The 20,941-nt window shown below is 61.8% G+C and carries 20 protein-coding genes; 8 read left to right on the top strand and 12 right to left on the bottom strand.

Features of this window, described 5'->3' with window-relative positions; all coding sequences use genetic code 11:
• The first annotated feature begins 273 nt into the window (after nucleotides 1–273).
• The 4 genes from FKM97_RS06185 (at nucleotide 274) to FKM97_RS06200 (ending at nucleotide 4,393) form a co-directional block, all read left to right on the top strand.
• Nucleotides 274–1,257 carry an ABC transporter substrate-binding protein gene (locus tag FKM97_RS06185; protein ID WP_170240779.1) on the top strand — a complete coding sequence of 328 codons (984 nt, stop codon included), beginning with the start codon at nucleotides 274–276 and terminating at the stop codon, nucleotides 1,255–1,257.
• A gap of 177 nt (nucleotides 1,258–1,434) precedes the next feature.
• The gene (locus tag FKM97_RS06190) at nucleotides 1,435–2,412 is read left to right on the top strand and encodes a ketopantoate reductase family protein (protein WP_144291506.1); all 978 of its coding nucleotides are present in this window, start codon (nucleotides 1,435–1,437) and stop codon (nucleotides 2,410–2,412) included.
• The gene (locus FKM97_RS06195) at nucleotides 2,409–3,344 is read left to right on the top strand and encodes an agmatinase (protein WP_205014766.1); all 936 of its coding nucleotides are present in this window, start codon (nucleotides 2,409–2,411) and stop codon (nucleotides 3,342–3,344) included. Before FKM97_RS06190 ends, FKM97_RS06195 begins: the two co-directional genes overlap by 4 nt.
• 65 nt (nucleotides 3,345–3,409) lie before the next feature.
• Nucleotides 3,410–4,393 (top strand): aldo/keto reductase, encoded by a 984-nt coding sequence (locus FKM97_RS06200; RefSeq protein ID WP_144291507.1) that lies wholly within the window; start codon nucleotides 3,410–3,412, stop codon nucleotides 4,391–4,393.
• Nucleotides 4,394–4,454: 61 nt separating this feature from the next.
• Here the strand turns inward: FKM97_RS06200 and FKM97_RS06205 are convergent, their stop codons facing one another.
• From FKM97_RS06205 to FKM97_RS06230, 6 genes are all read right to left on the bottom strand, one after another.
• Entirely contained in the window at nucleotides 4,455–5,267 is an 813-nt protein-coding gene (locus FKM97_RS06205) for a DUF1236 domain-containing protein (RefSeq protein WP_144291508.1), read from the bottom strand.
• 119 nt (nucleotides 5,268–5,386) lie between these two features.
• Nucleotides 5,387–5,740, bottom strand: coding sequence for a DUF1428 domain-containing protein (locus tag FKM97_RS06210; protein WP_144291509.1), 354 nt, complete (start codon nucleotides 5,738–5,740; stop codon nucleotides 5,387–5,389).
• Nucleotides 5,741–5,908: 168 nt separating this feature from the next.
• Nucleotides 5,909–6,700, bottom strand: a complete 792-nt coding sequence (locus tag FKM97_RS06215; protein ID WP_144291510.1) for a hypothetical protein — start codon at nucleotides 6,698–6,700, stop codon at nucleotides 5,909–5,911.
• Between the two features lie 119 nt (nucleotides 6,701–6,819).
• A complete protein-coding gene (locus FKM97_RS06220) occupies nucleotides 6,820–7,266 on the bottom strand; it encodes a response regulator (RefSeq protein ID WP_144291511.1) in 447 nt (148 codons plus the stop codon).
• Nucleotides 7,267–7,275: 9 nt separating this feature from the next.
• A complete protein-coding gene (locus FKM97_RS06225; protein WP_144291512.1) occupies nucleotides 7,276–7,686 on the bottom strand; it encodes a response regulator in 411 nt (136 codons plus the stop codon).
• A gap of 123 nt (nucleotides 7,687–7,809) precedes the next feature.
• Nucleotides 7,810–9,480: an FAD/NAD(P)-binding protein gene (locus FKM97_RS06230; protein ID WP_144291513.1), complete on the bottom strand. Its 1,671-nt coding sequence runs from the start codon at nucleotides 9,478–9,480 to the stop codon at nucleotides 7,810–7,812.
• A gap of 306 nt (nucleotides 9,481–9,786) precedes the next feature.
• Between FKM97_RS06230 and FKM97_RS06235 the strand changes: the two genes are divergently transcribed.
• Nucleotides 9,787–10,887: a linear amide C-N hydrolase gene (locus FKM97_RS06235; protein ID WP_144291514.1), complete on the top strand. Its 1,101-nt coding sequence runs from the start codon at nucleotides 9,787–9,789 to the stop codon at nucleotides 10,885–10,887.
• 28 nt (nucleotides 10,888–10,915) lie between these two features.
• Here FKM97_RS06235 and FKM97_RS06240 read toward each other — a convergent pair whose 3' ends face one another.
• The 3 genes from FKM97_RS06240 to FKM97_RS06250 all read right to left on the bottom strand — a co-directional run bounded on the left by FKM97_RS06240 (nucleotide 10,916) and on the right by FKM97_RS06250 (nucleotide 13,826).
• Nucleotides 10,916–11,293, bottom strand: a complete 378-nt coding sequence (locus FKM97_RS06240; protein ID WP_144291515.1) for a PH domain-containing protein — start codon at nucleotides 11,291–11,293, stop codon at nucleotides 10,916–10,918.
• A gap of 84 nt (nucleotides 11,294–11,377) precedes the next feature.
• On the bottom strand, nucleotides 11,378–11,914 hold the full coding sequence (locus FKM97_RS06245) for a hypothetical protein (protein WP_144291516.1): 537 nt from the start codon (nucleotides 11,912–11,914) through the stop codon (nucleotides 11,378–11,380).
• Nucleotides 11,915–12,266: 352 nt separating this feature from the next.
• Nucleotides 12,267–13,826, bottom strand: a complete 1,560-nt coding sequence (locus FKM97_RS06250) for an ABC transporter substrate-binding protein (protein WP_144291517.1) — start codon at nucleotides 13,824–13,826, stop codon at nucleotides 12,267–12,269.
• 485 nt (nucleotides 13,827–14,311) lie between these two features.
• Between FKM97_RS06250 and FKM97_RS06255 the strand changes: the two genes are divergently transcribed.
• Nucleotides 14,312–14,842, top strand: coding sequence for a DUF421 domain-containing protein (locus tag FKM97_RS06255; protein WP_144291518.1), 531 nt, complete (start codon nucleotides 14,312–14,314; stop codon nucleotides 14,840–14,842).
• On the opposite strand, the gene FKM97_RS26640 is transcribed toward FKM97_RS06255, so the two are convergent.
• Nucleotides 14,811–15,362, bottom strand: coding sequence for a hypothetical protein (locus FKM97_RS26640; protein ID WP_342783545.1), 552 nt, complete (start codon nucleotides 15,360–15,362; stop codon nucleotides 14,811–14,813). The genes FKM97_RS06255 and FKM97_RS26640 overlap by 32 nt on opposite strands.
• 65 nt (nucleotides 15,363–15,427) lie before the next feature.
• On the opposite strand from FKM97_RS26640, the gene ppsA reads away from it, so the two are divergent.
• On the top strand, nucleotides 15,428–17,824 hold the full coding sequence (gene ppsA, locus FKM97_RS06265; protein ID WP_144291519.1) for a phosphoenolpyruvate synthase: 2,397 nt from the start codon (nucleotides 15,428–15,430) through the stop codon (nucleotides 17,822–17,824).
• 148 nt (nucleotides 17,825–17,972) lie between these two features.
• Complete coding sequence (locus FKM97_RS06270) at nucleotides 17,973–18,995, top strand: glucokinase (RefSeq protein ID WP_144291520.1); 1,023 nt, start codon at nucleotides 17,973–17,975, stop codon at nucleotides 18,993–18,995.
• A 22-nt stretch (nucleotides 18,996–19,017) separates the two neighbouring features.
• On the opposite strand, the gene FKM97_RS06275 is transcribed toward FKM97_RS06270, so the two are convergent.
• Both FKM97_RS06275 and FKM97_RS06280 read right to left on the bottom strand, forming a co-directional pair.
• The gene (locus FKM97_RS06275) at nucleotides 19,018–19,956 is read right to left on the bottom strand and encodes a 1-phosphofructokinase family hexose kinase (RefSeq protein ID WP_144291521.1); all 939 of its coding nucleotides are present in this window, start codon (nucleotides 19,954–19,956) and stop codon (nucleotides 19,018–19,020) included.
• Between the two features lie 367 nt (nucleotides 19,957–20,323).
• Entirely contained in the window at nucleotides 20,324–20,914 is a 591-nt protein-coding gene (locus FKM97_RS06280) for an Hsp20/alpha crystallin family protein (RefSeq protein ID WP_342783541.1), read from the bottom strand.
• Between the last annotated feature and the right edge of the window lie 27 nt (nucleotides 20,915–20,941).

Below are 20,941 nucleotides of genomic sequence, written 5' to 3' on the forward strand. Positions count from 1 at the left end.
CACGCCTCAGGCGGAGACACGCCCCGGTCGGAGATAGTCATCCGGCGGAGGCCATAACCGCCAGGTTATGATTTGAGTCAACAATGTCATTGGACGGCACATTAGGAGCCATCGATACTTCCCCTGCAGCCCGGCCGAGCGGCACGTCGCGATAGACGACACCAGCGGCCATACGCTTTCCGAAGAACGAGCCGTCAAGGCCAGTGTCGGCTGCGGGAGCGAGGCGACAGGCGAGGGCCTAGCATCGTTGTGGAAAATTGGGGAGCGATGATCATGTTGCGCAAATTCACGCATCTTCTGTCACTGGCTTTTGTCGCTGCTGCGCTCATTGCGAGCCCGGCCAAAGCCGAGACGAAGATCAATTTCAAACTCGACTGGACGATCTACGGCGTGCATGCGCCGTTCTACCTGGCGCTGGACAAGGGCCTCTACAAAAAGGAAGGTCTCGACGTCACCATCACCGAAGGCCAAGGCTCAGCCACCGTCATGCAGATGGTCGCGCAGGGCCAGGACCAGATGGCGCTCGTGGATTTCTCGACCCTTCTCTTCGGCGTCGAGCAGGGCCTGCCGGTGGTCGCCGTCATGCGGATCGTCAGCGACATGCTGGGCGTCATCTCGCCGGCGGATGCACCCATCAAGTCGCCCAAAGAACTCGAGGGCAAGATCATCGCCTATGCTCCCTCGGAATCGAGCGGCGTCGCCTTCGGCACGCTGATGGCCGCGGATGGTGGTGACATCAAGAAAGTGAACATCTTGAGCCCCGCGACCGGCGCAAAGAATACGCTCCTGTTGCAGCGGCGGGCCGATGCGATCCCCGGCAACGTGAACGTCCAGCCGGCACAGATCGAGAAGCTGGGCATGAAGACGACGCATTTCCTCTATTCGGATTTCGGCGTCAGCTTCATGGCGCAGGGGCTGGTCGCCAACAAGGAGTTCCTCGAGAAGAATCCAGAGGCCGTGAAGGGGTTCGTGAAAGCGACCGTCGAGGCCATCAAGCTTGCTCAGGCCAATCCGAAAGAGGCGATCGACGCCATCATCAAGATCCTGCCGCAGCAGGAGCGCAACCGCGACGTCCTGATGACCCAGTGGCAGGCTTCGCTTCCCGGATTGACCACGAAGAACACCAAAGACAAGCCCATGGGCGCCATGGTGGCCGAGGACTGGACCGGCATGCAGGAGGTCCTGGAGAAGGGCGGCGCCCTGAAAGTGACCGTGAAGGCCGAAGACATCTTCACCAATGACTACCTGCCGCAGTAAGGTCGACGAGCCGAACCTTTGAGAGGCAGCCTTGCGGCTGCTCCTCAAAGTGAGGCTCGACCTTCCGGCTGATCGACAGAATCTTCAGTCGCTTACCTCATTTCCGAAGAGGCCCGACAGCGGTCTCGAAGGACGAGGCAGGCGTTACGCAACACTTCAAGCCTCATCGGGACATTCATGAAATTCTGCATCATCGGCGCGGGCGCGATCGGCATTTTTCTCTCCGCCCATCTCGCCCGGCGGGGACATGAGATCACTGTGCTCGCGCGGGGCGCCCGCGCCGCAGCCATTCGCGAGAAGGGTGTTACGCTCACTGCGGACAAGGGCGACGGTTTCTCGTTCCGCCCGCAGGTCGCCGAGAGCGGAGAGGCGCTGGCCCCGCAAGATGTGGTGCTGGTCTGCGTCAAAGGCTATTCGGTGCCGGACATCGCCGCCACCCTGCAGCCGCTGATGCAGGGGACGACGCAAGCAGTCTTCGTGCAGAACGGGCTGCCCTGGTGGTATTTCGGCGAGACCGGCAGCCAAAGCCTCGATCCGGGCGGGAGGATTGCCGCCGCCGTGCCCCTGGAGCGGACCATCGGCTGCGTCACCTACGCCAATGTGCGCAATAGCGGGCTGGGGGAAGCGCATCATGTCAGCGACAACACCTTCATTCTCGGCCGTCCCGACGGCCACAGCGACCCGGCGCTGGGCGCCATCATCGAGGCGCTGGCGGAGGCCGGGATCGGCGCCCGTATCAGCGACCGCATCCGTACGGAGATCTGGCTCAAGCTGTGGGGCAATCTCGCCTTCAATCCCCTGAGCGCGCTCACAGGCGCCACCATGGATGAGATCATCGAGCGGGAAACCCGCCCCCTCGTCATCGCCATGATGACGGAGGCGCGCGACGTTGCGGCCTCCCAGGGCATCGTCTTCGAAACGAGCCTCGAAAAGCGCCTGGCCACGGCCCTGCTCGCCGGAAAGTTCCGCACCTCCATGCTGCAGGATCTCGAGGCTGGCCGAAGGCTCGAAATTGACGCCATAATAGGTGCTGTGGCCGAACTCGCCCGCAGCGTCCGGGTCGAGACCCCGGCCATCGACATGGTCCTGGGTCTGATCCGCCAGAAGGCGAGACTGCTCGGGTTGGACGGTCCGAGCGAGAGGGAAGCAGCATGACGATTCCGGGCGACGAGAGCGAGACCTTCGGCATCCAAACCTTCATGGGGGCGCCGCTGTCGCGCGACCTCTCGAAGGCCCGGGCCGCCATCCTCGGCATCCCCTATGACAGCGGCACCCATCCCGCACGCATCGGCTCGCGGCTCGGACCAGCCTCGATCCGGGAGCAATCGGTTCTGGTGCGCGCCTACGAGCCGCCAGACCAGGACTTCAGTCCGATCGAGCGGCTGAATGCGGTGGACTATGGCAATGTGAAGGTCGTGCCGTCCTCGATCGCGGAGTCCTTCGCCGCCATCGAGCAGGCCGTCTATGGCATCGCGTCCGAGGGCGTCGTCCCCGTCACCATGGGTGGGGATGGGGCCATGACGCTGCCGCAACTGCGCGCGCTGCACCGGGTGCATCCCGACCTGGTCGTGCTACATATCGACGCCCATACCGACAGTTTCCCGGAAGACGGGATCGACCGGATCCGCTACAGCACCGCCACCACCTTCACCCGGGCCGCGGAAGAGAAGCTCGTCGATACGAAGCACTCGTTCCATGTGGGCACCCGCGGTCCCACCTACCGGCAGGATGCGTGGAGCCATGCGGAGACGCTCGGCTATAGGGTCATTCCCGATCACGTGGTGCGCAAACGGGGCTGGGAGGATGTGACCGCCGAGATCCATTCCACCCTGGCCGGCCGTCCGGTCTATCTGTGCTTCGACATGGATGTGTTCGACCCGAGTTGCGCGCCGGGCGTCTGCACGCCGACCTGGGGCGGCTTGACGGCCTATGAGGGGCTTTCGCTCATCCGCTCGCTTGCCGGCCTGCGCTTCGTGTCCTTCGACGTCAATACGGTGAGCCCGCCCCATGATGTCGGCGGCATGACGGCCTTCCTTGCGGCCTCCTGCATGCGGGAGTTCCTGTTTCTCGCCTGCGATCGGAACTGAACGGTTCGCAGCCGGATCTCCGCGTCCTATATATAGGGCGAAGACTTCAGCCAGGAGGTTCTGGAATGCTTCCCACACGCACGCTCGGCCGCCAGGGCCTTAAAGTCTCCGCGCTCGGCCTCGGCTGCATGGGGATGAGCCGATCCTATGGACCGGCGGACGAAACGGAATCCATCGCCACCCTGCATCGGGCGGTCGAGCTCGGCTGCACCTTCTTCGATACGGCGGAAACCTACGGGCCGTATCTGAATGAGGAGTTGCTGGGACGCGCCCTGAAACCGATGCGCGACACGGTGACCATCGCCACCAAGTTCGGCTTCCGGCACGAGGGCGGCAAGTCGGTCGGCGCCGATAGCCGGCCAGACCATATCAAGGCCGTCGTCGATGCTTCGTTGAAGCGGCTGCAGACCGATCATATCGATCTCCTCTACCAGCACAGGGTCGATCCGAAGGTGCCGCCGGAAGATGTCGCCGGGACCGTCAAGGATCTGATTGCGGACGGAAAGGTCCGCTATTTCGGCCTGTCGGAGGCGGGGGAAAGGACGATCCGGCGGTCCCATGCGGTCCAGCCCGTGTCAGCCCTGCAAAGCGAGTATTCGATCTGGGAGCGCAATCTCGACGACGGGGTCATTCCCGTCCTGCGCGAGCTCGGCATCGGGCTCGTCCCCTTCAGCCCGCTCGGCCGCGGCTTCCTCACAGGGACGTCCAAGCCCGCTGAAGACTATCCCAAGAGCGATTTCCGCTCACGCAACGATCCGAGACTGCAAGGCGACAACTTCGCCGCCAACATGCAGATCGCAGCCCTGGTCCGCGAGATCGCCGAGGCCCACGGAGCCAAACCCGGCCAGGTCGCGCTCGCCTGGCTGCTGCAGCGTGGGGACGATATCGTACCGATCCCGGGCACCAAACGACGGATTTATCTGGAAGAGAATGTCGGGGCCATCTCCGTGAAGCTGACGGAGGCCGACATTAGTCGGCTGGACCGTCTTTCAAGCATCGTCGCGGGGCCCCGCTATACGGAGGCTGCCCTGGCGATGGTCGATCGCTAGTTACGGCCAAAAAGAAAGGGTCGCCCCTTGCGGAGCGACCCTTCTGCGAGATCCTGAAATATCAGGCGATGATGTAGACGATCTCAAAGCTGCCGGGATCGACGATCACGATGCGGCCGTCGGCGAGCACGAAATACTGGTAGCCGCTATAGGCGGGCACCACTTCGATGATGCTCGGCGGCAGAGCGTGAAGATGGATCGACTGCGGGATCGCCACGCCGACATTGATCGAGACGTCGATGTCGCGAACGGGCTCGACCCTATTCTTGACGATGGTCTCCTTGATCACCGTGCGTTCTTTCGTGGTGATCTTAGTATCGCGCTTCTCACTGCGCGCGGCTTCCTTGTTCTTGGATTCGCCCTTGCTGCCGTCGGCGGAGGACTTCTTCGTATCCTGCTCGCCCTTGGTCGCGTTCTTCTGCGAACCCTGCTCATCGGCGCCGGACTGCTTCGACTTCGTGGCGTCCTCGGCCGCGCCCTGCCTCTTCTTCGTCATGTCGTCGGCGGCCTGACCCGACTGCTTGGCGCCGGCCTGTCCATCCTGAGACATGCCGCTCTGGGTCCCGTCACTGCCGGGTTGTCCGCTCTGGCCCTGCATGGTGGCATTGCCGCCCTGACCCTGGGTGGTGCCGCCCTGAGCTGCCGCACCGCCGGTCTGCGCCTGGCCCGATGCGTTTGGCATCTGCTGGGCGCCGCCTTGGGCAGAAGCACCGCCTTGCGTTGAAGCTCCCCCCTGCGCGCCGCTGCTGCCACCGCTCTGGGCGGTCGCGCCAGCATTGCCGCCGCCCTGGGCCGGCATGTTGGATTGGGCAAACGCGGCAGTCGTGCCCAGCAGCAATACGGCAGCGACACTCGACAACAGACGGGATCTCATGAAAACCTCCTCATTTGGCACGCCCAGCTCCATCGGCCGGACAGCGTTCTGTTGAAGTATTCCAGAGAGCCCGTTTTGGTTCCGATTTCGGCGCTCGCCAGGAGTGGTCCCGCTGCTGTCTAGAGCTCCACCACGGGCTTGAAACCGCCAAAGATGATGCGCTTGCCGTCCATGGGCATGTTCTGCATCTCGGCCATCAGACGCTCATCGGCCATGACCAAAGCATTGATGCGGTCGCGCTCCTCGCGGGAGGCGTAGGTAATCCAGGAGAAGAACACCGTCTCATCCTCCTTCACCTGGACGGCGCGCGGAAAGGAGGTGAGCTCTCCATAGGGCACGTCGTCGGCGACACATTCCACGAAGCTGAGCGCCCCATGCTCCATCCAGATCTTGCCGGCCTTATGCGCCATCTCGCGATAGGCCTCGATATTGGCCTTCGGCACCGGGACAATGAACCCATCGACATATGCCATGACAAAGCTCCTTTCCTATCTGCTTGCCTAAGGACGGGCCACGCGCCTCGAAACCGACAGGCGGGCGAAAAATTCTCCTGCGGATTTGGATGCAGCCCACGGCTCGCCACTCTTGCGGCTTTCACCGTCGCTGAAAACGCCTCTCTGCAGTGAGCGTCTCGCCTAATTCTACCGGCCTCGGTGATCATCGCCGTGCAGGCGCGGATGCAACTGCTTGTGCATCAGCATCTCTACGAAGGAGCGGGCCGTGCCGGTGTCGGCCGCCGGCTGGGCCGCCTCCAGATGCGCGTCGAACTCCTGGCGCAGACCCGTTCCATCCAAAGGGGCTTCCTGAGCGATCATGCGGCCAAACAGGGCGCGATCCTCGTCGCCGACATAATGGTAGAGATTGGACAGCATGTCCGCCATGCCGGTCACGAAAGCCGTCCTCTCCTGGTCGGGCAAGCTGCGATACAGGCCGACATTCATGCGCATGCCGAGGCGCGAGCGGATCTCCGCATGCTCCACCGGAAAATCGGAAACCACGTCCTGAGGCAGCTTCTCCTTGTTAATCAACAGGAAGGCGGTCGATTTGAACTCCTTCGGGAAGACGTGCTCGTCGTGAAAATGATTGTCGATGTAATGCGACATGTAGCTCTTGGAGCTGTGCGACAATTTTCGGTCGGTCAGGATGAGCGCTGCCGCTTCGGCGAAGAAATCTCGCGCCGCATGCAGGTCACCGAGCTCAGCATGGCAATGACCCAGCAAGGTGAAGGCGCGCCAGTGGGCGTGTTCGCGCAGGCGAGGCAAATGCGACTGCAGCTTCTCGGCCGCCCTTGCATGGTCGCCGTCCGCGGAGATCTTGCGGGCCGCCCGGTAAAGATACTCGCTGCGCATGATTGCAGGGAGGCTGCGCACCGCGCCGGCGACAGCGGACGTCCTCGACGCCGACCCAGCTCGCTTCCGAGGCAAAATCGCCATTCAAGCCTTCCGCACATGCCTATTGTCGCACAACTGCACCATGATGCAGTTTGCAGCGGATCCGGCAATGCTATTCGGTGATGTCGGCGCTCGGAACAGGATTGGATGCGAGCGCAAGGTCAGCTGTCTTCGAACTCCCGATCGGAGAGACGAGGCTTGCGCCCGAGCATCCGTCGAATGCGGGCCTCCAGAGACGAGCCGTCATAGGGCTTGCTGATCATCTCATTCTCCTCGGAGCAAAGGTTCTCCGAGATATCGGCACTGCGCTGAGCGCTCGAGCTGAGGATAACCTTCACAGAGGGAAAATTTTCACGCGACCAGGCCGCCAAGCCGAAGCCGTTCAGCTCGCCCGGCATGGTGATGTCAGAGAACAGAACCTCGATCTGCTGCACCCCGGCTTTCAGTATGGCCATGGCTTCGTGGGCATTGCTGGCCTCGAAAACCTTGTAACCGCATTCCCGGAGATAATCGGCGATGGCCATCCGCATCAGAACTTCGTCCTGGACGAGGAGGATGATCGGTGGGGCGGCCGAAGTCGCCTCGGTATCGGAAGTCAATCCTGTCATGGTCGTAAACTAGCGTTTCAATAAACGCCTGATCCTTTGCTCCACATCCGATAAATCATAAGGCTTCTCAACGAGTTGTCTATGGCCGCAGAGATCCTTTGCAGCATCCGCCTTGCGGGCCAGGCCGGATGTAAGGATGACTTCGATTTCCGGCCGCTCCCGCTCGATCCACTGAGCCAGTTGGAGACCGTTGGTGGATCCCGGCATATGGACATCGGTGAAGACGATGTCGAACTCCTTGTCGGCGTGGGCAAGAAGGCTGAGGGCCTGGTCTCCGTTGGAGGCTTCAACGACAAGAAAACCACAGTCGCGCAGGTACTCGGCGATGATCACCCGGATCAGAACTTCGTCTTCCACCACCATGACGGTGGGTATAGGCGTCCTGCGACTATCCTCATCGACCGTCTCTGCATTCATCATTCACCCCTTAGGCCCCGCCCTGTTTGCCAGGTTTATCCATAGCTTAGCAACCTCTATGGATGTTCATCGTTCCGAAAAAAGAGCACCGTTGTCGCCATGCCTCAAATGGCTTTCGAGCCCGTGTTAGGCCGCGACGGACGTCTCCAGACGGATATCGCTCAGAATCGCGCTTGAAACCAATCCGCCCAGTTCATAGGCGCTGGTAATGCCCTGAACAAAAGGCAGCTTGTACAGCAGGAAGGAAATCGCCACGCAATAGAGGCGGTTGCTGAGATTGGCCTCGAAGATCGGACGAAACGCATCGTCCAGATCGACGCCGCCAGTGCGGACCATGCTTTCGCCTGCGTCATCGATGATGGCATCTGCTTCCGGGGTCGCCGCCTTGCGGATTACGCCCTGGGCAAGCAACGTCGGAAAGGGAATGTCCCGAGCCGACATGGATTGCTGGCCGGTTGCGTCGATAAATGCATCGTACGTGACCGTCTGGCCGGAACTCACCACGGCACCCTGCTCCACCGCGTCGGTCGAAATCGTGTAGTCGTTGCCGAGTGCCAGCACGTCCAGCTTGCCGGCGCGGTGCAGCGCCAGAAGCCGCTTGATCGATTCATGCGGTACGGTCGCATAATCATCGACAAAGATGGACTTGAAGTGCTTGTGGAAGCGGCCGAGATCGACGTCATCAAGGTGAGGGATGGCACGGGCGATCACCTCATGCATCCGCAGGATCGCATAGCGCCAGGGCACGGTGTAGCGATCGATCTTGTTCTGCTCGGCCTCGGCGAGATTGAGAGCGGCCCAGACGAAAGGATCCTGATCCTCGCGCGCTGCGAAATAGGCGGGGGCGATGGTCTCGACCGTCAGCAGACTCAAACCGATCTTCGCTGCATAGTCGGGGTCACTTGCGGCGAGCTCCGCCTTGAACAGCGCAAAAATGTCGTCGAGCAGGTCGTGGCGCTTGGACGCAAGGAGGGCGTCGATGGCCTCCGGGGTGCAATATTGGAGCGGCGCATAGGGCAGGAGGCAGTAGAAGTCGGCCTCGGGAAGCAGCCCCTTGCGGGACATCATCGTGGCGTGGAAGGCATCGGTTCCGGGGGCTGGCGCATATTCGAGGCGTCCTCCCGCATCCAGCATGAACATGCCGTGGGCCGTCGCCACGGTCACCACGGCATCGATGGCGCTGAGCGATGTGCCGAGGATGCCGATGGAGCCACTGGGGATGGCCTTCAGCGCTGAGGCCGGCCAGGGGGAGATGAAATAGCCCGGCTTGATCTCGGTGTTTTCCGGCCAATCATGCCCTGTGGCCATCACCACATGATCAAAGGCGGAGCGCAGTTCCTCCCCGTCCAGCAGGCGGACGGTCAACGCGATCTCGCTCTCTGCCAATTCGATGTCGATCACACGGTGGCGCGCCTTCACATCGATCACATGGCCGCGCTCACGACCCTGCTGCAGAAGCCCCCGGAGCTGGGATTCCAGATATTCGCCGAGCACGAGCCGCGGATAGAATTCCCGCACATTGATGGTCTCGCGGTTCACCTTGAGCCGGGTCAGCTCCTCGTCCGGTTGGCGGCGCAGCCAGTTCACTAAGGTCTCGCGGATCGGCGGAAACTCGATGCTGGCGATGTTTGCCAACATGGACTGATCGTTCATGTCGGGATGATAGGGAGTGCCCTTGCCGGGATCGGCTTCCGACTCGAAGATCGTGATCGACAAAGGAATTTTTGAATCGATCAGACCGCGCAAGGTGTAGATGCCGGTCGGCCCCGAGCCGATGATTGCGATTTTGGTGGTCATGCTATGCTGCCAAATGAAGGGGTGGAGGGGGTGGTCTTGAGGACGAACGATCATCGTATCCTGCGGTCGAGCGGCGTCGCCTCGCCGTCCCTCCGAGCTCCCAGCCCTCGTCACAGTCAGCCGGCAAACCCGTTTGGCGGCGAAACAATTCATGATGCCGCGTTTCCGTTCCCTGGGACCCTCAAAACTGTCGGCAGTTTCCTGGGAAATGGGATGCCAGTCACATGGGTGGCAGACGTGCTACACTCGTTCAGGGATGCGGATCATCTGTACCCGCCTTAAAACAAGCCCGAGGAGAACCGGACGATGCGGAGCAGACATTTCAGAGTTCAGGCCGCCATTGCCGTGGCCTTGGCGAGCCTCGTGGGCTCGCATCCCGCCGCAGCCTGTACGCGCACGCTCTATGTCGGGGCCGAGAATGTGGTGATCACCGGCCGCAACATGGATTGGAAGGAGGACATGGCCTCCAATCTCTGGGTGTTCCCGGCGGGAATGGCCCGAGACGGCGCTGCGGGAGCGCAGTCGCTGAAGTGGACCTCCAGCTATGGCAGCGTCATCGTCTCCGGCTATGAGGCGGGGACGACCGACGGCATGAATGAAAAGGGGCTGGTCGCCAATCTGCTCTATCTGGCCGAGTCGCAATATACCCCGCCCGATGCGGCCCGACCTTACTTGTCGATCTCGACCTGGGCGCAATATGCCCTCGACAATTTCGCCACCGTCGCGGAGGCAGTCAGCCATCTGGAGGCCGATCCGTTCAACCTACTGGCCCCCACCTTGCCGAACGGGTCGCCGGCGGCGCTGCATCTCTCACTCTCGGATGCGACCGGCGATTCGGCCATCTTCGAATATATCGAGGGCAAGCTCGTGATCCATCACGGCAAGCAGTTCACGGTCATGACCAATTCGCCCGCCTATGACCAGCAGCTCGCCCTCAATGCCTATTGGAAAAACATCGGAGGGCTCGTCTTCCTTCCCGGCACCAACAGGGCTGCGGACCGCTTCGCCCGGGCTTCCTTCCTGCTGGATGCCATTCCGCGCACGCTCGACAAGAACTACATCGCCGGGGTGCCGATGCAGTCCTACGGATATCAGGCCGTGGCCGGGGTCATGAGCGTGCAGCGAGCGGTCAGCGTGCCCCTCGGCATCACCACGCCCGAAGAGCCCAACATCTCGTCGACGATCTGGCGCACGGTCTCGGACCAGAAGAACCTCATCTATTATTTCGACTCCGCCACGCGGCCGAACACCTTCTGGGTCGATCTGTCGAAGCTGGAGCTCAAAGCCGGAAGCCCCGTCAAGAAGCTGATCCTTCAGCATGGGGAGGTCTATTCGGGCGAAGTGAGCGGCCGCTTTGCGGACGCCACTCCGTTCCCGTTCCTGCCGGGCACACCGCCGGCGAACTGACGTCAACGCCAGGGTGTCCCCCGCGTCCTCATTTCAAGACACCCCAAGCGAGCGCGCGTTGGAGACCGCGAATGTCGGTCCCCTTGGTCAGCGTGCGCTCGATCGGCTTGTCACTCCCGGAGATCCAGACCTTGAGTTCCGCCTCAAGGTCAAAGGTGCCGGCCGTCTCCACTGAGAAGCGCGTGATCGCCCGGTAGGGGATCGTGAGATAGGAGACCTTCTTGCCGCGGATACCCTGAACGTCGATCAGAATAAGACGGGCGCTGGTGAAGACGAAGAGATCGCGGATGACCTTGAAGGCGACATGCACCTGCTCATTATCGAGCAGCACGCCATCAAGGCGCTGCGCAAGCTTTGCAGCATCCACTTCCGTGCCATGCCCCAGAAGACCACCGAACAGCCCCATTCTGCCTTACTCCCCTCGGGCCAGGCTCAGATCTCGGCGAGATTACCCCCCGGCTCCGATGACGGGTGCCGGGGGGCGAGACATTCAGGGCCGTATGGAGGCCAAGGCGCCGCGGCAGCCGGGGGAGAGCGCGGCGGCGTTCGCCTGAAGGCACGCCGCTACGCGGCCGCCGCCCATGGGGACGCCGGCACACAGCCTGCGCACGTCGCGGCCGCAGGACTGCCGAACCAGGGCCAGCTCCTGACGCGGGGTGAGCATCACGGGGGCGACCGTCGGGGCAGGGGCGGCCGTTGTCGCCGCCGGGGGCGCGCTGGGGGCCGTGGCTGCTGCGGGGGGCGGTGCCGCAGGGGTCGCACCGCTGGCCGCGCCGCCGCCGATTGCATTCACTGCCGACTGACAGGCTGCGGACAGTTTTGCGACATTCGTCTGCAGGCATTGCAGCGCCTCCTGGCCGCCGGGCGAGACGCCGGCGCAGTTGGCCTGGAAATCGCTGGAGCAGGACGCGCGGATGGCGCTCTGCTGAGCCTTTGTCGGCTGTTGGGCCTGCGCCCCGGTGATCATCAGCACGGTCAGAAGAAGGCCCGACAACAGAAGTTTCGGCTGGAAAGCTAGACAATTCATGACGCTACCCCCTTGCGGGCCAACCGACGGCACATGCCGCGGTGGTCTTCCGCAGATCAATCTCCTCGGATGTATTACCCAAGCCGCCTTGCTGCGACGCGAGTTTTCCTGCCGAGCAGTTCACGAGATGTATTTCTCAGCACTTATGCGCATGAAGAGCAACCGGCATCTCCGCCGGCCGCGCCAAGTTTCATCATCTGCTTTACGACATTCTTAACGAAACGGCTCTGGCCGGCGCAATCCTTCCGTTAAGCTTGGACGAACTGGCTTCAATTTGATCTAAATCGAAGCCAATCTGGTCAGCGGAGGCTTCCCCGTGGGCGCCTCGATCCCGCCCGCTGCGTCCGGGCCCTCAGGCCTTCTTGCATTGCGGCAGGCTCAGAAAGGTGTCCGCCAGGACCACAGGCTCGAAGAAGTCCCGATAGACAGCCACCAGCGGCTCATGGGTAATGAAGATGAATGCGCCGGATTCCTCCATGAGATCCTGCATCTTCTTGTAGATCTCGGCGCGCTTGGCCTGGTCCTGCTCGACCAGGCCCTCTTGGTAGAGCTTCTCGAACGCGTCGGACTTCCAGCGCGACCAGTTGTACACGCCGACCTGGTCGGGGCGGAACCACACCATGTTCTCGGAGGGATCGATGCCGCCTGAAAACTGCATCAGCACCAGCTGCAGCGTCTTGTAGGTCTCGCCGCTGGCCTGATCGCCGAGGGTCCAGTAGACGCCTTCGTCATAGGGCATGATGGAAATGGTGATGCCGGCCTGAGCCATGGTCGCCTGGATGATCTGAGCGATCGCCATGGGTGTGGAGGTGTTCATCACCGCGAGCTCGAGTTCGAGATCCGAAGCGCCGGCCTCGGCCAGGAGAGCCTTGGCCTTCTCATAGTCGGGCGTGTCGATGATGTTCTTGTCGCGGGCGCCGAAGGTGCCTGGCTGCGCCAGCCCGGCGGAGCGCGGCACCAGGTCGTTGTAAGCCCCGGTGATCACGGAGGCGCCGTCGAAGGCGTATTGGAGCGCCTGGCGGACCCGGGGGTCCTGGAGCTTCGGATGCTCCATGTTCACCGTCAGCCAGACATAGCGCGAGGACTGCGCTTCGATGAGCTTCGTGTCGGGGAGGGGGCTCTTCTTGAGACGCTCTGTCGCCGACATGTTGACCTTGGTGTAGTCGAAGCTGTCGGCCTCATAGGCAAGCAGGGCTGCGTCATTGTCTTCGACGATGATGATCTCAACCGTCGGGAAGGCCGCTGCGGGACCCGGCCAATCGGGATTTGCCTGCAGCACGATCTTCTGCTTCGGCTGCCATTCTGCCATCACATAGGGGCCGCACACGGCCGGGGGCTCCGTGGTGAAGCTGCCGCCGACCTTCTCCGTCGCCTTGCGCGAGATGATGTGGCCGCCATACCAGGGCAGGGACATCCACCAGAGGGGTGCGAAGGGCTCCTTCAGCTTGATGAGCCCGGTCAGGTCGTCGATGACCTCCACCTTGTCCAGCTTCTCGAACTGGTATTTCCAGGGAGATTCGTTTGCCGGATCGGCGATGCGCTCGTAGGAGAACTTCACATCATCGGGGGTGACGGGGCCGAAGCCGCCCGACCATTTCAGACCCGGCTTGAGGACGAATTTGATGGTGGTGGGATCGACCTGCTCCATGCTGGAGGCCGCCCAGTTCGAGAGCTTCGAGCCGTCTCGGACGTCCCCCAGTGTGACCAGGGTGGTGTAGATGCCGCGCATGACCACCTCCTCGGTGAGGCCTGCCATCTTCATGGGATCGAGATTGGCGATGTCGCCTTCCTCACGGATGCGCAATATCCCGCCCTCCACGGACCAGGATGCGCTCGGTCGCAGGGTCAGTGCCGAGATCAGAGCCGCGGAGCCGCCCAGAAACCCACGGCGATTGACGGGCAATCTTGTCATGGAACTCCCTCCTTGTTGTGTCTGATCGACCCGGGTCTCTGCCCCTCGCAGAGCGCGGGCGCCGGCGAAGGCTTGGCATCGAAGGAAAGTCGTGGGCCCGCGTTCGTGCGCGAGCCGTCGCTGATGAGGGGCATGTAAACCGCGTCACACCTCGCCGTCGCATGTTGCGTCCGAACCGCCCGCATCCGCTCTCCCCAGGCCAATCAGAGGAAGATAGGCCTTAATTGGACAGTCGCTCAACTAAATTTTCGGAAGGCGGGCGCGCCCCGAGCGGATCAGGCCGTCGATGCCGCACTCGGCTCGATGCTGGCGCGCACTCTGATGCGCAGCGATGTGAAGCCACAGTTCAGACCCTGAGCGGGCTCCTTTCAGGAAATCTCACTGAGACGGGCGAACCTTCTCGGCGATTGGCCATTAAGCCTAGGGCGGCCCGCTCATCGTTGGGGGGGGATGCGCCCTGGGCCGGCGCCCGCTGAGGAGAAGAGATGTTCTTCGATAATTGGTTCGATCTCTGGCGCATCATCGTCGTGGGGATCCTCGCCTATGGGGGTCTGATCGTTCTCCTGCGCCTGACAGGAAAACGGACGCTCTCGAAGATGAACGCCTTCGATCTGGTGGTGACTGTCGCGCTCGGCTCGACCCTTGCGAGCACGCTCATGAGCAGCGATGTCGCTCTCCTCGAAGGTCTCCTGGCATTCACGGTCCTCTGTCTGCTCCAATACCTGATCACCTGGACAAGCCTCCGGTGGGCGTGGGTTCAAGGCCTGGTCAAAGCCGAGCCCAGCATGCTCTTCTTCCGCGGCGCGTTTCTGGGCGAAATGCTCCGCCGGGAGCGGGTCACAGAAGAGGAGATTCTCGCGGCGATCCGGGCGCAGGGCCATTCGGAGCTCTCCGGCATCGAGGCCGTGGTCCTCGAGACCGACGGCTCGTTCAGCGTCTTGTCCAAACCGGAGGCGGGACACCCTGCCGACACACTTCAGGGGGTCAAACGTGGTCCAGGGCGCCCCGTTCTATGATCTCACGCGCAGCCTGATCTGCTTTTCGATCTCGATAATCGCGAATCCGTAGAACCTGCTCGGGGGCGCCCTTCACGTGGGTCAGGCGGCCTTCCGCACCTTCGGTCAGCACAGCCATGAAGCGGTGGCGTGAATCGAACGGGATTGCATCCAACCTGCGCCCAGCGCTGCGAAGATCCCCCGCCACCTTGCCCGCAAAGGCGAGAAGGGCCCCTTCCATCGGATCACCCTCAACCACCCAGCTCCCGTCGCGATGCAACAGGGCTGCATCGTTGCAGAGGGCAGCTGCCCGGGCGAGACGCGCGAGATTTCCCGCAGGCGTGACATTCCCCTCGGGCGCATAGCCTTCGCCCGTGATCTCGAAGATACCCTGCGGCGTCTCGGCCGCGGCGACGACCCTCTCATTGCGCGTCAGCGTGCCCGTCTTATCGGTGCAGATGACGGAAACCGATCCGATCGCCTCGATGTCAAACTGGAGCCCCGGAGGGATTTGCGCGAAGTCAAGGCGTCGCCTTGGGATCCTTCTATCTTCTGTCCTCCGTGGGCATTGCCTGTCGCGGTGTCGTCGATAAGGGAGTGGGGCTCATGCCTGGGACAGACGATCCGATCCTCTGGTTCGAACAAGTCGGTCGCAAGGATATCGCGAGCGTTGGGGGCAAGAACGCCTCGCTCGGCGAGCTCGTACAAGGGCTCACCGCATCCGGCATCGCTGTACCGCCTGGCTTTGCGCTCACCGCCAGCGCCTATTGGCGCTATCTCGACGGCAATTGCATCAGGGACCGGATCTCCAGCCTCGTGGCCGGCTTCGACGCTGGGCGAACCTCTCTTTCGGACGCGGGCCGCAGCATTCGGGCTCTCCTGCTGGAGAGCGCCTGGCCGGAGGATGTCGCTCAGGCCATCCTCACCGCATACCGCACGCTCTCGGCACGAGTAGGAACTGAGAGCATTGCAGTCGCGGTGCGCTCGAGCGCCACCGCCGAGGACCTGCCCGAGGCGAGTTTTGCCGGCCAGCTCGAAAGCTTCCTCAACATCCATGGAGAGGCGAGCCTGCTGGATGCCTGCCGCCGCTGTTATGCTTCGCTCTTCACCGATCGCGCGATCAGCTATCGCAGGGCCAAGGGTTTCGACCAGATGGCGGTTGCCATCTCGGTGGGCGTCCAACAGATGGTGCGGTCCGATCTTGGTGGCGCCGGCGTGATGTTCTCGATCGACACGGAGACTGGCTTCGACCGCGTGGTTCTCATCAATGCCGCCTGGGGCCTTGGAGAAAATGTGGTCAAGGGCGTTGTCGATCCCGATGAATATCAGCTGTTCAAGCCGCTGCTCGCCGATTCGACGCTTGTGCCGATCATCGAGAAGAAGCGGGGCGGCAAGGAGCTCAAGCTCATCTATGACACGGGTGAGACGCCCACGAGGAATGTGTCCACCTCCGCTGCCGAACGCGACAGCTATGTCCTTAATGATCACGAGGCACTGACGCTCGGACGGTGGGCTATGGCCATCGAGTCCCACTATCAGCAGCCGATGGACATCGAATGGGCAAAGGATGGGGAGACCGGGGAAATCTTCATCGTTCAGGCCCGACCCGAAACCGTGCAGTCGCGACGGGAGGCGGGCATCCTCAAAACCTACCGCATTACTGAAAAGGGCGCCCGGCTCGCGACGGGCCAGGCGATCGGCGATGCCGTGGTCAGCGGTCGGGTGAGCCTCATCCAAACGGCCGCCGACATCGGCCGCTTTCGAGACGGCTCGATCCTGGTGACGCAGACGACGGATCCCGATTGGGTGCCAATCATGAAGCGGGCAGCGGCCATCGTCACCGATCATGGCGGTCGCACCTCTCACGCGGCAATCGTCAGCCGTGAGCTCGGCGTTCCTGCGGTCATCGGCACGGGCTGTGCGACGCAATGCCTGGCTGAAGGACAGGAGATCACCGTCTCATGTGCGGAGGGCAATGAAGGTTTCGTTTATGACGGCAAGGCTGTCTTCGACATCGACATTCTGGATATTGCCGACCTGCCGTCGACCAAAACCGAGGTGATGCTCAACCTTGCCAATCCCAGCGCCGCTTTCCGGTGGTGGCGGCTTCCGGCCGACGGTGTGGGCTTGGCGCGGATGGAGTTTGTGATCAGCAATGCCGTTCGGGTTCACCCGATGGCCCTCGTCTCCTTCGACCGCCTGAAGGACGAGGCCGCAAAGGCCGAAATCCAGGCGCTTACGCGGGGTTACGAGAAGAAGACGGATTATTTCGTGGACGTGCTCTCCCGCAGTCTCGGAAGAATAGCCGCCGTGTTCCACCCCAAGCCGGTTATCGTTCGAATGAGCGACTTCAAGACCAATGAGTATTCCAGACTGCTTGGCGGCGCCGAGTTCGAGCCGCAGGAAGCCAATCCGATGATCGGCTTCCGCGGCGCCTGTCGCTATTATTCGGACAATTATCGCGAGGGCTTCAAGCTGGAATGCGAGGCCATTAAGACGCTTCGCACCGTCATGGGCTTCAGGAATGTCGTCGTGATGATCCCCTTCTGCCGTTCGTTACAGGAGGCAGACCAGGTGCTCGAGGTGATGGCGAGCGCTGGCCTTGCTCGTGGCCAGGACGGCTTGGAGGTCTTCGTGATGTGCGAAGTCCCCTCCAACGTCATCTTGGCGAAGGACTTCGCAAAGCGTTTCGATGGCTTTTCCATCGGGTCCAACGATCTCACCCAGCTCACCCTCGGCGTCGACCGGGATTCCGCAGCATTGGCGGATCTGTTCGACGAAAGCGATCCTGCCGTGAAATGGATGATCGCTCGGGTGATCGAAGAGGCCCGCGCCTGCGGTGCCAAGATCGGCTTGTGCGGTCAGGCGCCAAGCGATGACGCCGAATTCGCGGCATTCCTAGTCCAATGCGGCATCGATTCCGTCTCCGTGAGCCCGGACAGCTTCGCTCCTGTCAAAACCCGGATCGCGCGCGCCGAGGCGGAGTTGGGCCTCAGCCGATAATCCAATCCCCTCCGGAGAGTATGTGGCGGCTCACTTTCTTGCCCTGGAGGGTACTTCGGGTTTGAACGTGACGCCTTATTCTGGTGTTTACCGAACACCTGTCCGGCGCAATGCGGATGGGCACGACCAGTTAGGCAGTTGAAACCTCATGCCATTGACGGACACGATCACCTATCCTCTCTTGATTGGAGACATCGGCGGCACAAACGCGCGCTTTGCCTTCGTTGCCGAGAAAGGGGACGCGCCCATTGCCTTGGTCAAGCGTCCGGTGGCAGGCCATGCCGGTCCAGTCGAGGCCATGGGCGCTTATCTCAAAGCCCACCCAGACAAGAAGCCCAGAACGATCATTCTTGCCGTTGCGACGCGGGTGAATGCGGCGGTGGTGCATCTGACCAATGCCTCCTGGACGATCGACTCAAGGCAGATCGGCCGCGCGATCGGAGCCGAATCCGTCCTGCTGATGAACGACTATGCGGCGGTGGCGATGGCTCTCCCGTTCCTTGCCGGTCCGGATCATCTGGCGCCACTCGGACCCGAACTCCCTGGCGATGCAGGGGCGAGACTGGTTCTGGGTGCGGGCACCGGCATGGGGGCGACTGCCCTCGTGCCCTTCGAAAACCGGTTTGCGGTTCTGCCGACCGAAGCTGGTCACACCGAGTTTGGTGCGGTGGAAGAAGGGGAGCTTGCTCTCTGGCCCTATCTGGAGCGAGTCCATGATCGCGTGACCAGTGAATCCCTTCTCTCGGGGCCTGGAATTCTGCGCCTCTATGAGGCTCTGGAACGACAGCGCGGCAACCCGCCCGCTCTTGTGACGCCGGCTGAGATCGTCGCCGCCGGCATGCGCGCGCAAGACGGCCCCTTCCATGCGGCACTCACACAATTTGCCAAGTTCCTGGGGCGGTTTACCGGTGATCTCGCGCTGATCTTCTCCGCAACGGGAGGGGTTTACATGGGTGGCGGAATCGCCCCGCGCATGGTTGAGTTTCTCAGACAGAGTCCCTTCCGCCAGGCGTTTGAGAGGAAGATGCCCTTCGCGGAGATCATCAGGCAAATCCCCACCTTTGTGATTACCGACCGCGAACCAGCCCTGACCGGCCTGACGCAGTTCGCCGCGCATTCCGAGCGCTTCCTGATCACCCTTCATGGGTGGAGCGCATCATCGATGTCATGATCGATGTCATTCGATCTGCCGCTCAGCGCACGGGCTCGAGCTTCGGAAAATGGGGATAATGAGAGACAATATCCTCCCGGCGGCATAACTGGGTTCCGGGTCTGGTGATCGCTGCAGCCCCTGCGGCAACAGCAAGATGAAGCGCGTCTGCCAAGAGCCATCCCCGGGACAGGGCCCAGACCATGGCGCCCAGGAAGCTGTCACCGGCGCCAATAGTCGAGCGCGCCTTAATTTGCGGTGCCGAGACCCGGATGACGCCGTCGGAATGCGCCAGGACGGCGCCCTGCGCTCCCAGGGTCACCGCCACCAGTTCTGCGACGCCTCGGTGGACGAGGTCGGCTGCCGCCTCTGAAACACCAGCATCATCGAGGGCATGCCCCACATAGCTTTCCAGTTCCCCGCGGCTCGGCTTCACCAGGTAGACCTTGGCCTGGGAGAGTGTCGCTTTCAGGCCTTCACCGGAGCTGTCGAGAACGAAGCGCGCGCCCTTGCCCGAGGCGGCCCTGGCAATCTCAATCAGAATATCGGCGGAACAGCCCTTCGGCAGGCTACCGCTCGCCACGACATAGCCACCATCAAAGGCGCGGACGACGTCCATGAACGTGCCGATCTCTGCTTCTGTGACCATTGGACCAGACGGCACAAAACGATAATCCAGACCGCTGGCCTTCTCGTTTACCGCGAAGGCTACACGGGTCTCCCCGGCGATCTCGATCTTCTGGCGCGGCACATCCTCTTTCCCCAGAAGCGTATCCAGCCACATGCCGGTCATGCCCCCGGCGAGGAATACGGCCTCGACTTCGCCTCCCAGCCTATTGATCACGCGTGCCACGTTGATCCCGCCGCCGCCCGGATCATAGCGCGCGTTTTCTGTTCTCATCTTGCGAATAGGGCGCACGCTTTCGACGTCGCTGAAAATGTCGATGGTGGGATTGAGTGTTAGGGTGAGGATCTGAGACATCCGCTGGAAACTCGATCACTGGTTTATTGCCGCTGAAGCTGCAATGTTGTGAGGATGGACCGACCCCGCATTGATCCTTGTCATAGGCACGCGGTCTTGGGTGGACCGAGCTCAGCGGGTCTGCGCTCCTGCCTCGGTCGGGGACAGGCGCTCAGACCCCGAATGCAGCCAAATCCCAAGTAAATTGACGACCTTCGTCCAGTATGGCGCCTCCATTGAGGGCCAGCAGGTTATGCACCAAGTGGGCGCAGATCTCGTCCACTTGGCGCTAATGGAGAGCTCCCTCCGACTCTCGGGGTCTTTAGGAGGAGCATCAATCCAGGGAAGACAGTCTGGTCGATCAATGCTCCCCTGCATGCTGCAGATCCTACGCTGCTTTAACCGCGATCTTCTTCTGATTGGCTTTGGCGCTCTGGTCTTTCGGCAGGGTGACCGTCAAGATCCCCTTGGCAAAACTTGCCTCAATCTTGTCGGCGTTGACACCCTCTGGCAAACGGAATGCCCGCAGGAAGGAGCCAAATCGGCGCTCTGACAGGTAATAATCCTGCTCCCGCTTTTCCTTCTCTTCCTTCTTCTCGCCTTTGATCGTCAATGTGTCATTGGCGACCGTCACATCGACGTCTTTTTGATCAAGGCCTGGGAGCTCAGCGGTTATCTGATAGTCCTTGTCCCGTTCGACGATGTTGACCGCCAGCGCGATGTCGCTCATCACCCGACGCGGAAACGACAATTCGGATTCAGCGGCCAAGCCGCCGAATGGCTGCAGCCAGGACCTTACTCCGAAGTTCTCAAAGGCATGATCAATCTCTCGGCGGAGCGCTTCAAGCGGAGCCCAAGCACCGTGGCTCGCTGGTGAGGGCGCATTTCCGGTCTTTTCTGGGAGCTTGGTTGCTGCTTCAGCCATTGTCTCTTCTCCTGTTTCAAACTGGCCAATGCTGCTGAGCCGACGGACCTGCAATGTGATCGGGAGGACCTTAAGCCGACA

The organism is Rhodoligotrophos appendicifer (assembly GCF_007474605.1).
In the GTDB taxonomy this organism is placed as follows: domain Bacteria; phylum Pseudomonadota; class Alphaproteobacteria; order Rhizobiales; family Im1; genus Rhodoligotrophos; species Rhodoligotrophos appendicifer.

What these genes read in the sequence shown, in the direction of transcription:
- FKM97_RS06185 (WP_170240779.1), top strand. Translation starts at nt 274, where the DNA reads ATGTTGCGCAAATTCACGCATCTTCTGTCACTGGCTTTTGTCGCTGCT.
- FKM97_RS06190 (WP_144291506.1), top strand. Translation starts at nt 1,435, where the DNA reads ATGAAATTCTGCATCATCGGCGCGGGCGCGATCGGCATTTTTCTCTCC.
- FKM97_RS06195 (WP_205014766.1), top strand. Translation starts at nt 2,409, where the DNA reads ATGACGATTCCGGGCGACGAGAGCGAGACCTTCGGCATCCAAACCTTC.
- FKM97_RS06200 (WP_144291507.1), top strand. Translation starts at nt 3,410, where the DNA reads ATGCTTCCCACACGCACGCTCGGCCGCCAGGGCCTTAAAGTCTCCGCG.
- FKM97_RS06205 (WP_144291508.1), bottom strand. Translation starts at nt 5,267, where the DNA reads ATGAGATCCCGTCTGTTGTCGAGTGTCGCTGCCGTATTGCTGCTGGGC.
- FKM97_RS06210 (WP_144291509.1), bottom strand. Translation starts at nt 5,740, where the DNA reads ATGGCATATGTCGATGGGTTCATTGTCCCGGTGCCGAAGGCCAATATC.
- FKM97_RS06215 (WP_144291510.1), bottom strand. Translation starts at nt 6,700, where the DNA reads ATGGCGATTTTGCCTCGGAAGCGAGCTGGGTCGGCGTCGAGGACGTCC.
- FKM97_RS06220 (WP_144291511.1), bottom strand. Translation starts at nt 7,266, where the DNA reads ATGACAGGATTGACTTCCGATACCGAGGCGACTTCGGCCGCCCCACCG.
- FKM97_RS06225 (WP_144291512.1), bottom strand. Translation starts at nt 7,686, where the DNA reads ATGATGAATGCAGAGACGGTCGATGAGGATAGTCGCAGGACGCCTATA.
- FKM97_RS06230 (WP_144291513.1), bottom strand. Translation starts at nt 9,480, where the DNA reads ATGACCACCAAAATCGCAATCATCGGCTCGGGGCCGACCGGCATCTAC.
- FKM97_RS06235 (WP_144291514.1), top strand. Translation starts at nt 9,787, where the DNA reads ATGCGGAGCAGACATTTCAGAGTTCAGGCCGCCATTGCCGTGGCCTTG.
- FKM97_RS06240 (WP_144291515.1), bottom strand. Translation starts at nt 11,293, where the DNA reads ATGGGGCTGTTCGGTGGTCTTCTGGGGCATGGCACGGAAGTGGATGCT.
- FKM97_RS06245 (WP_144291516.1), bottom strand. Translation starts at nt 11,914, where the DNA reads ATGAATTGTCTAGCTTTCCAGCCGAAACTTCTGTTGTCGGGCCTTCTT.
- FKM97_RS06250 (WP_144291517.1), bottom strand. Translation starts at nt 13,826, where the DNA reads ATGACAAGATTGCCCGTCAATCGCCGTGGGTTTCTGGGCGGCTCCGCG.
- FKM97_RS06255 (WP_144291518.1), top strand. Translation starts at nt 14,312, where the DNA reads ATGTTCTTCGATAATTGGTTCGATCTCTGGCGCATCATCGTCGTGGGG.
- ppsA (WP_144291519.1), top strand. Translation starts at nt 15,428, where the DNA reads ATGCCTGGGACAGACGATCCGATCCTCTGGTTCGAACAAGTCGGTCGC.
- FKM97_RS06270 (WP_144291520.1), top strand. Translation starts at nt 17,973, where the DNA reads ATGCCATTGACGGACACGATCACCTATCCTCTCTTGATTGGAGACATC.
- FKM97_RS06275 (WP_144291521.1), bottom strand. Translation starts at nt 19,956, where the DNA reads ATGTCTCAGATCCTCACCCTAACACTCAATCCCACCATCGACATTTTC.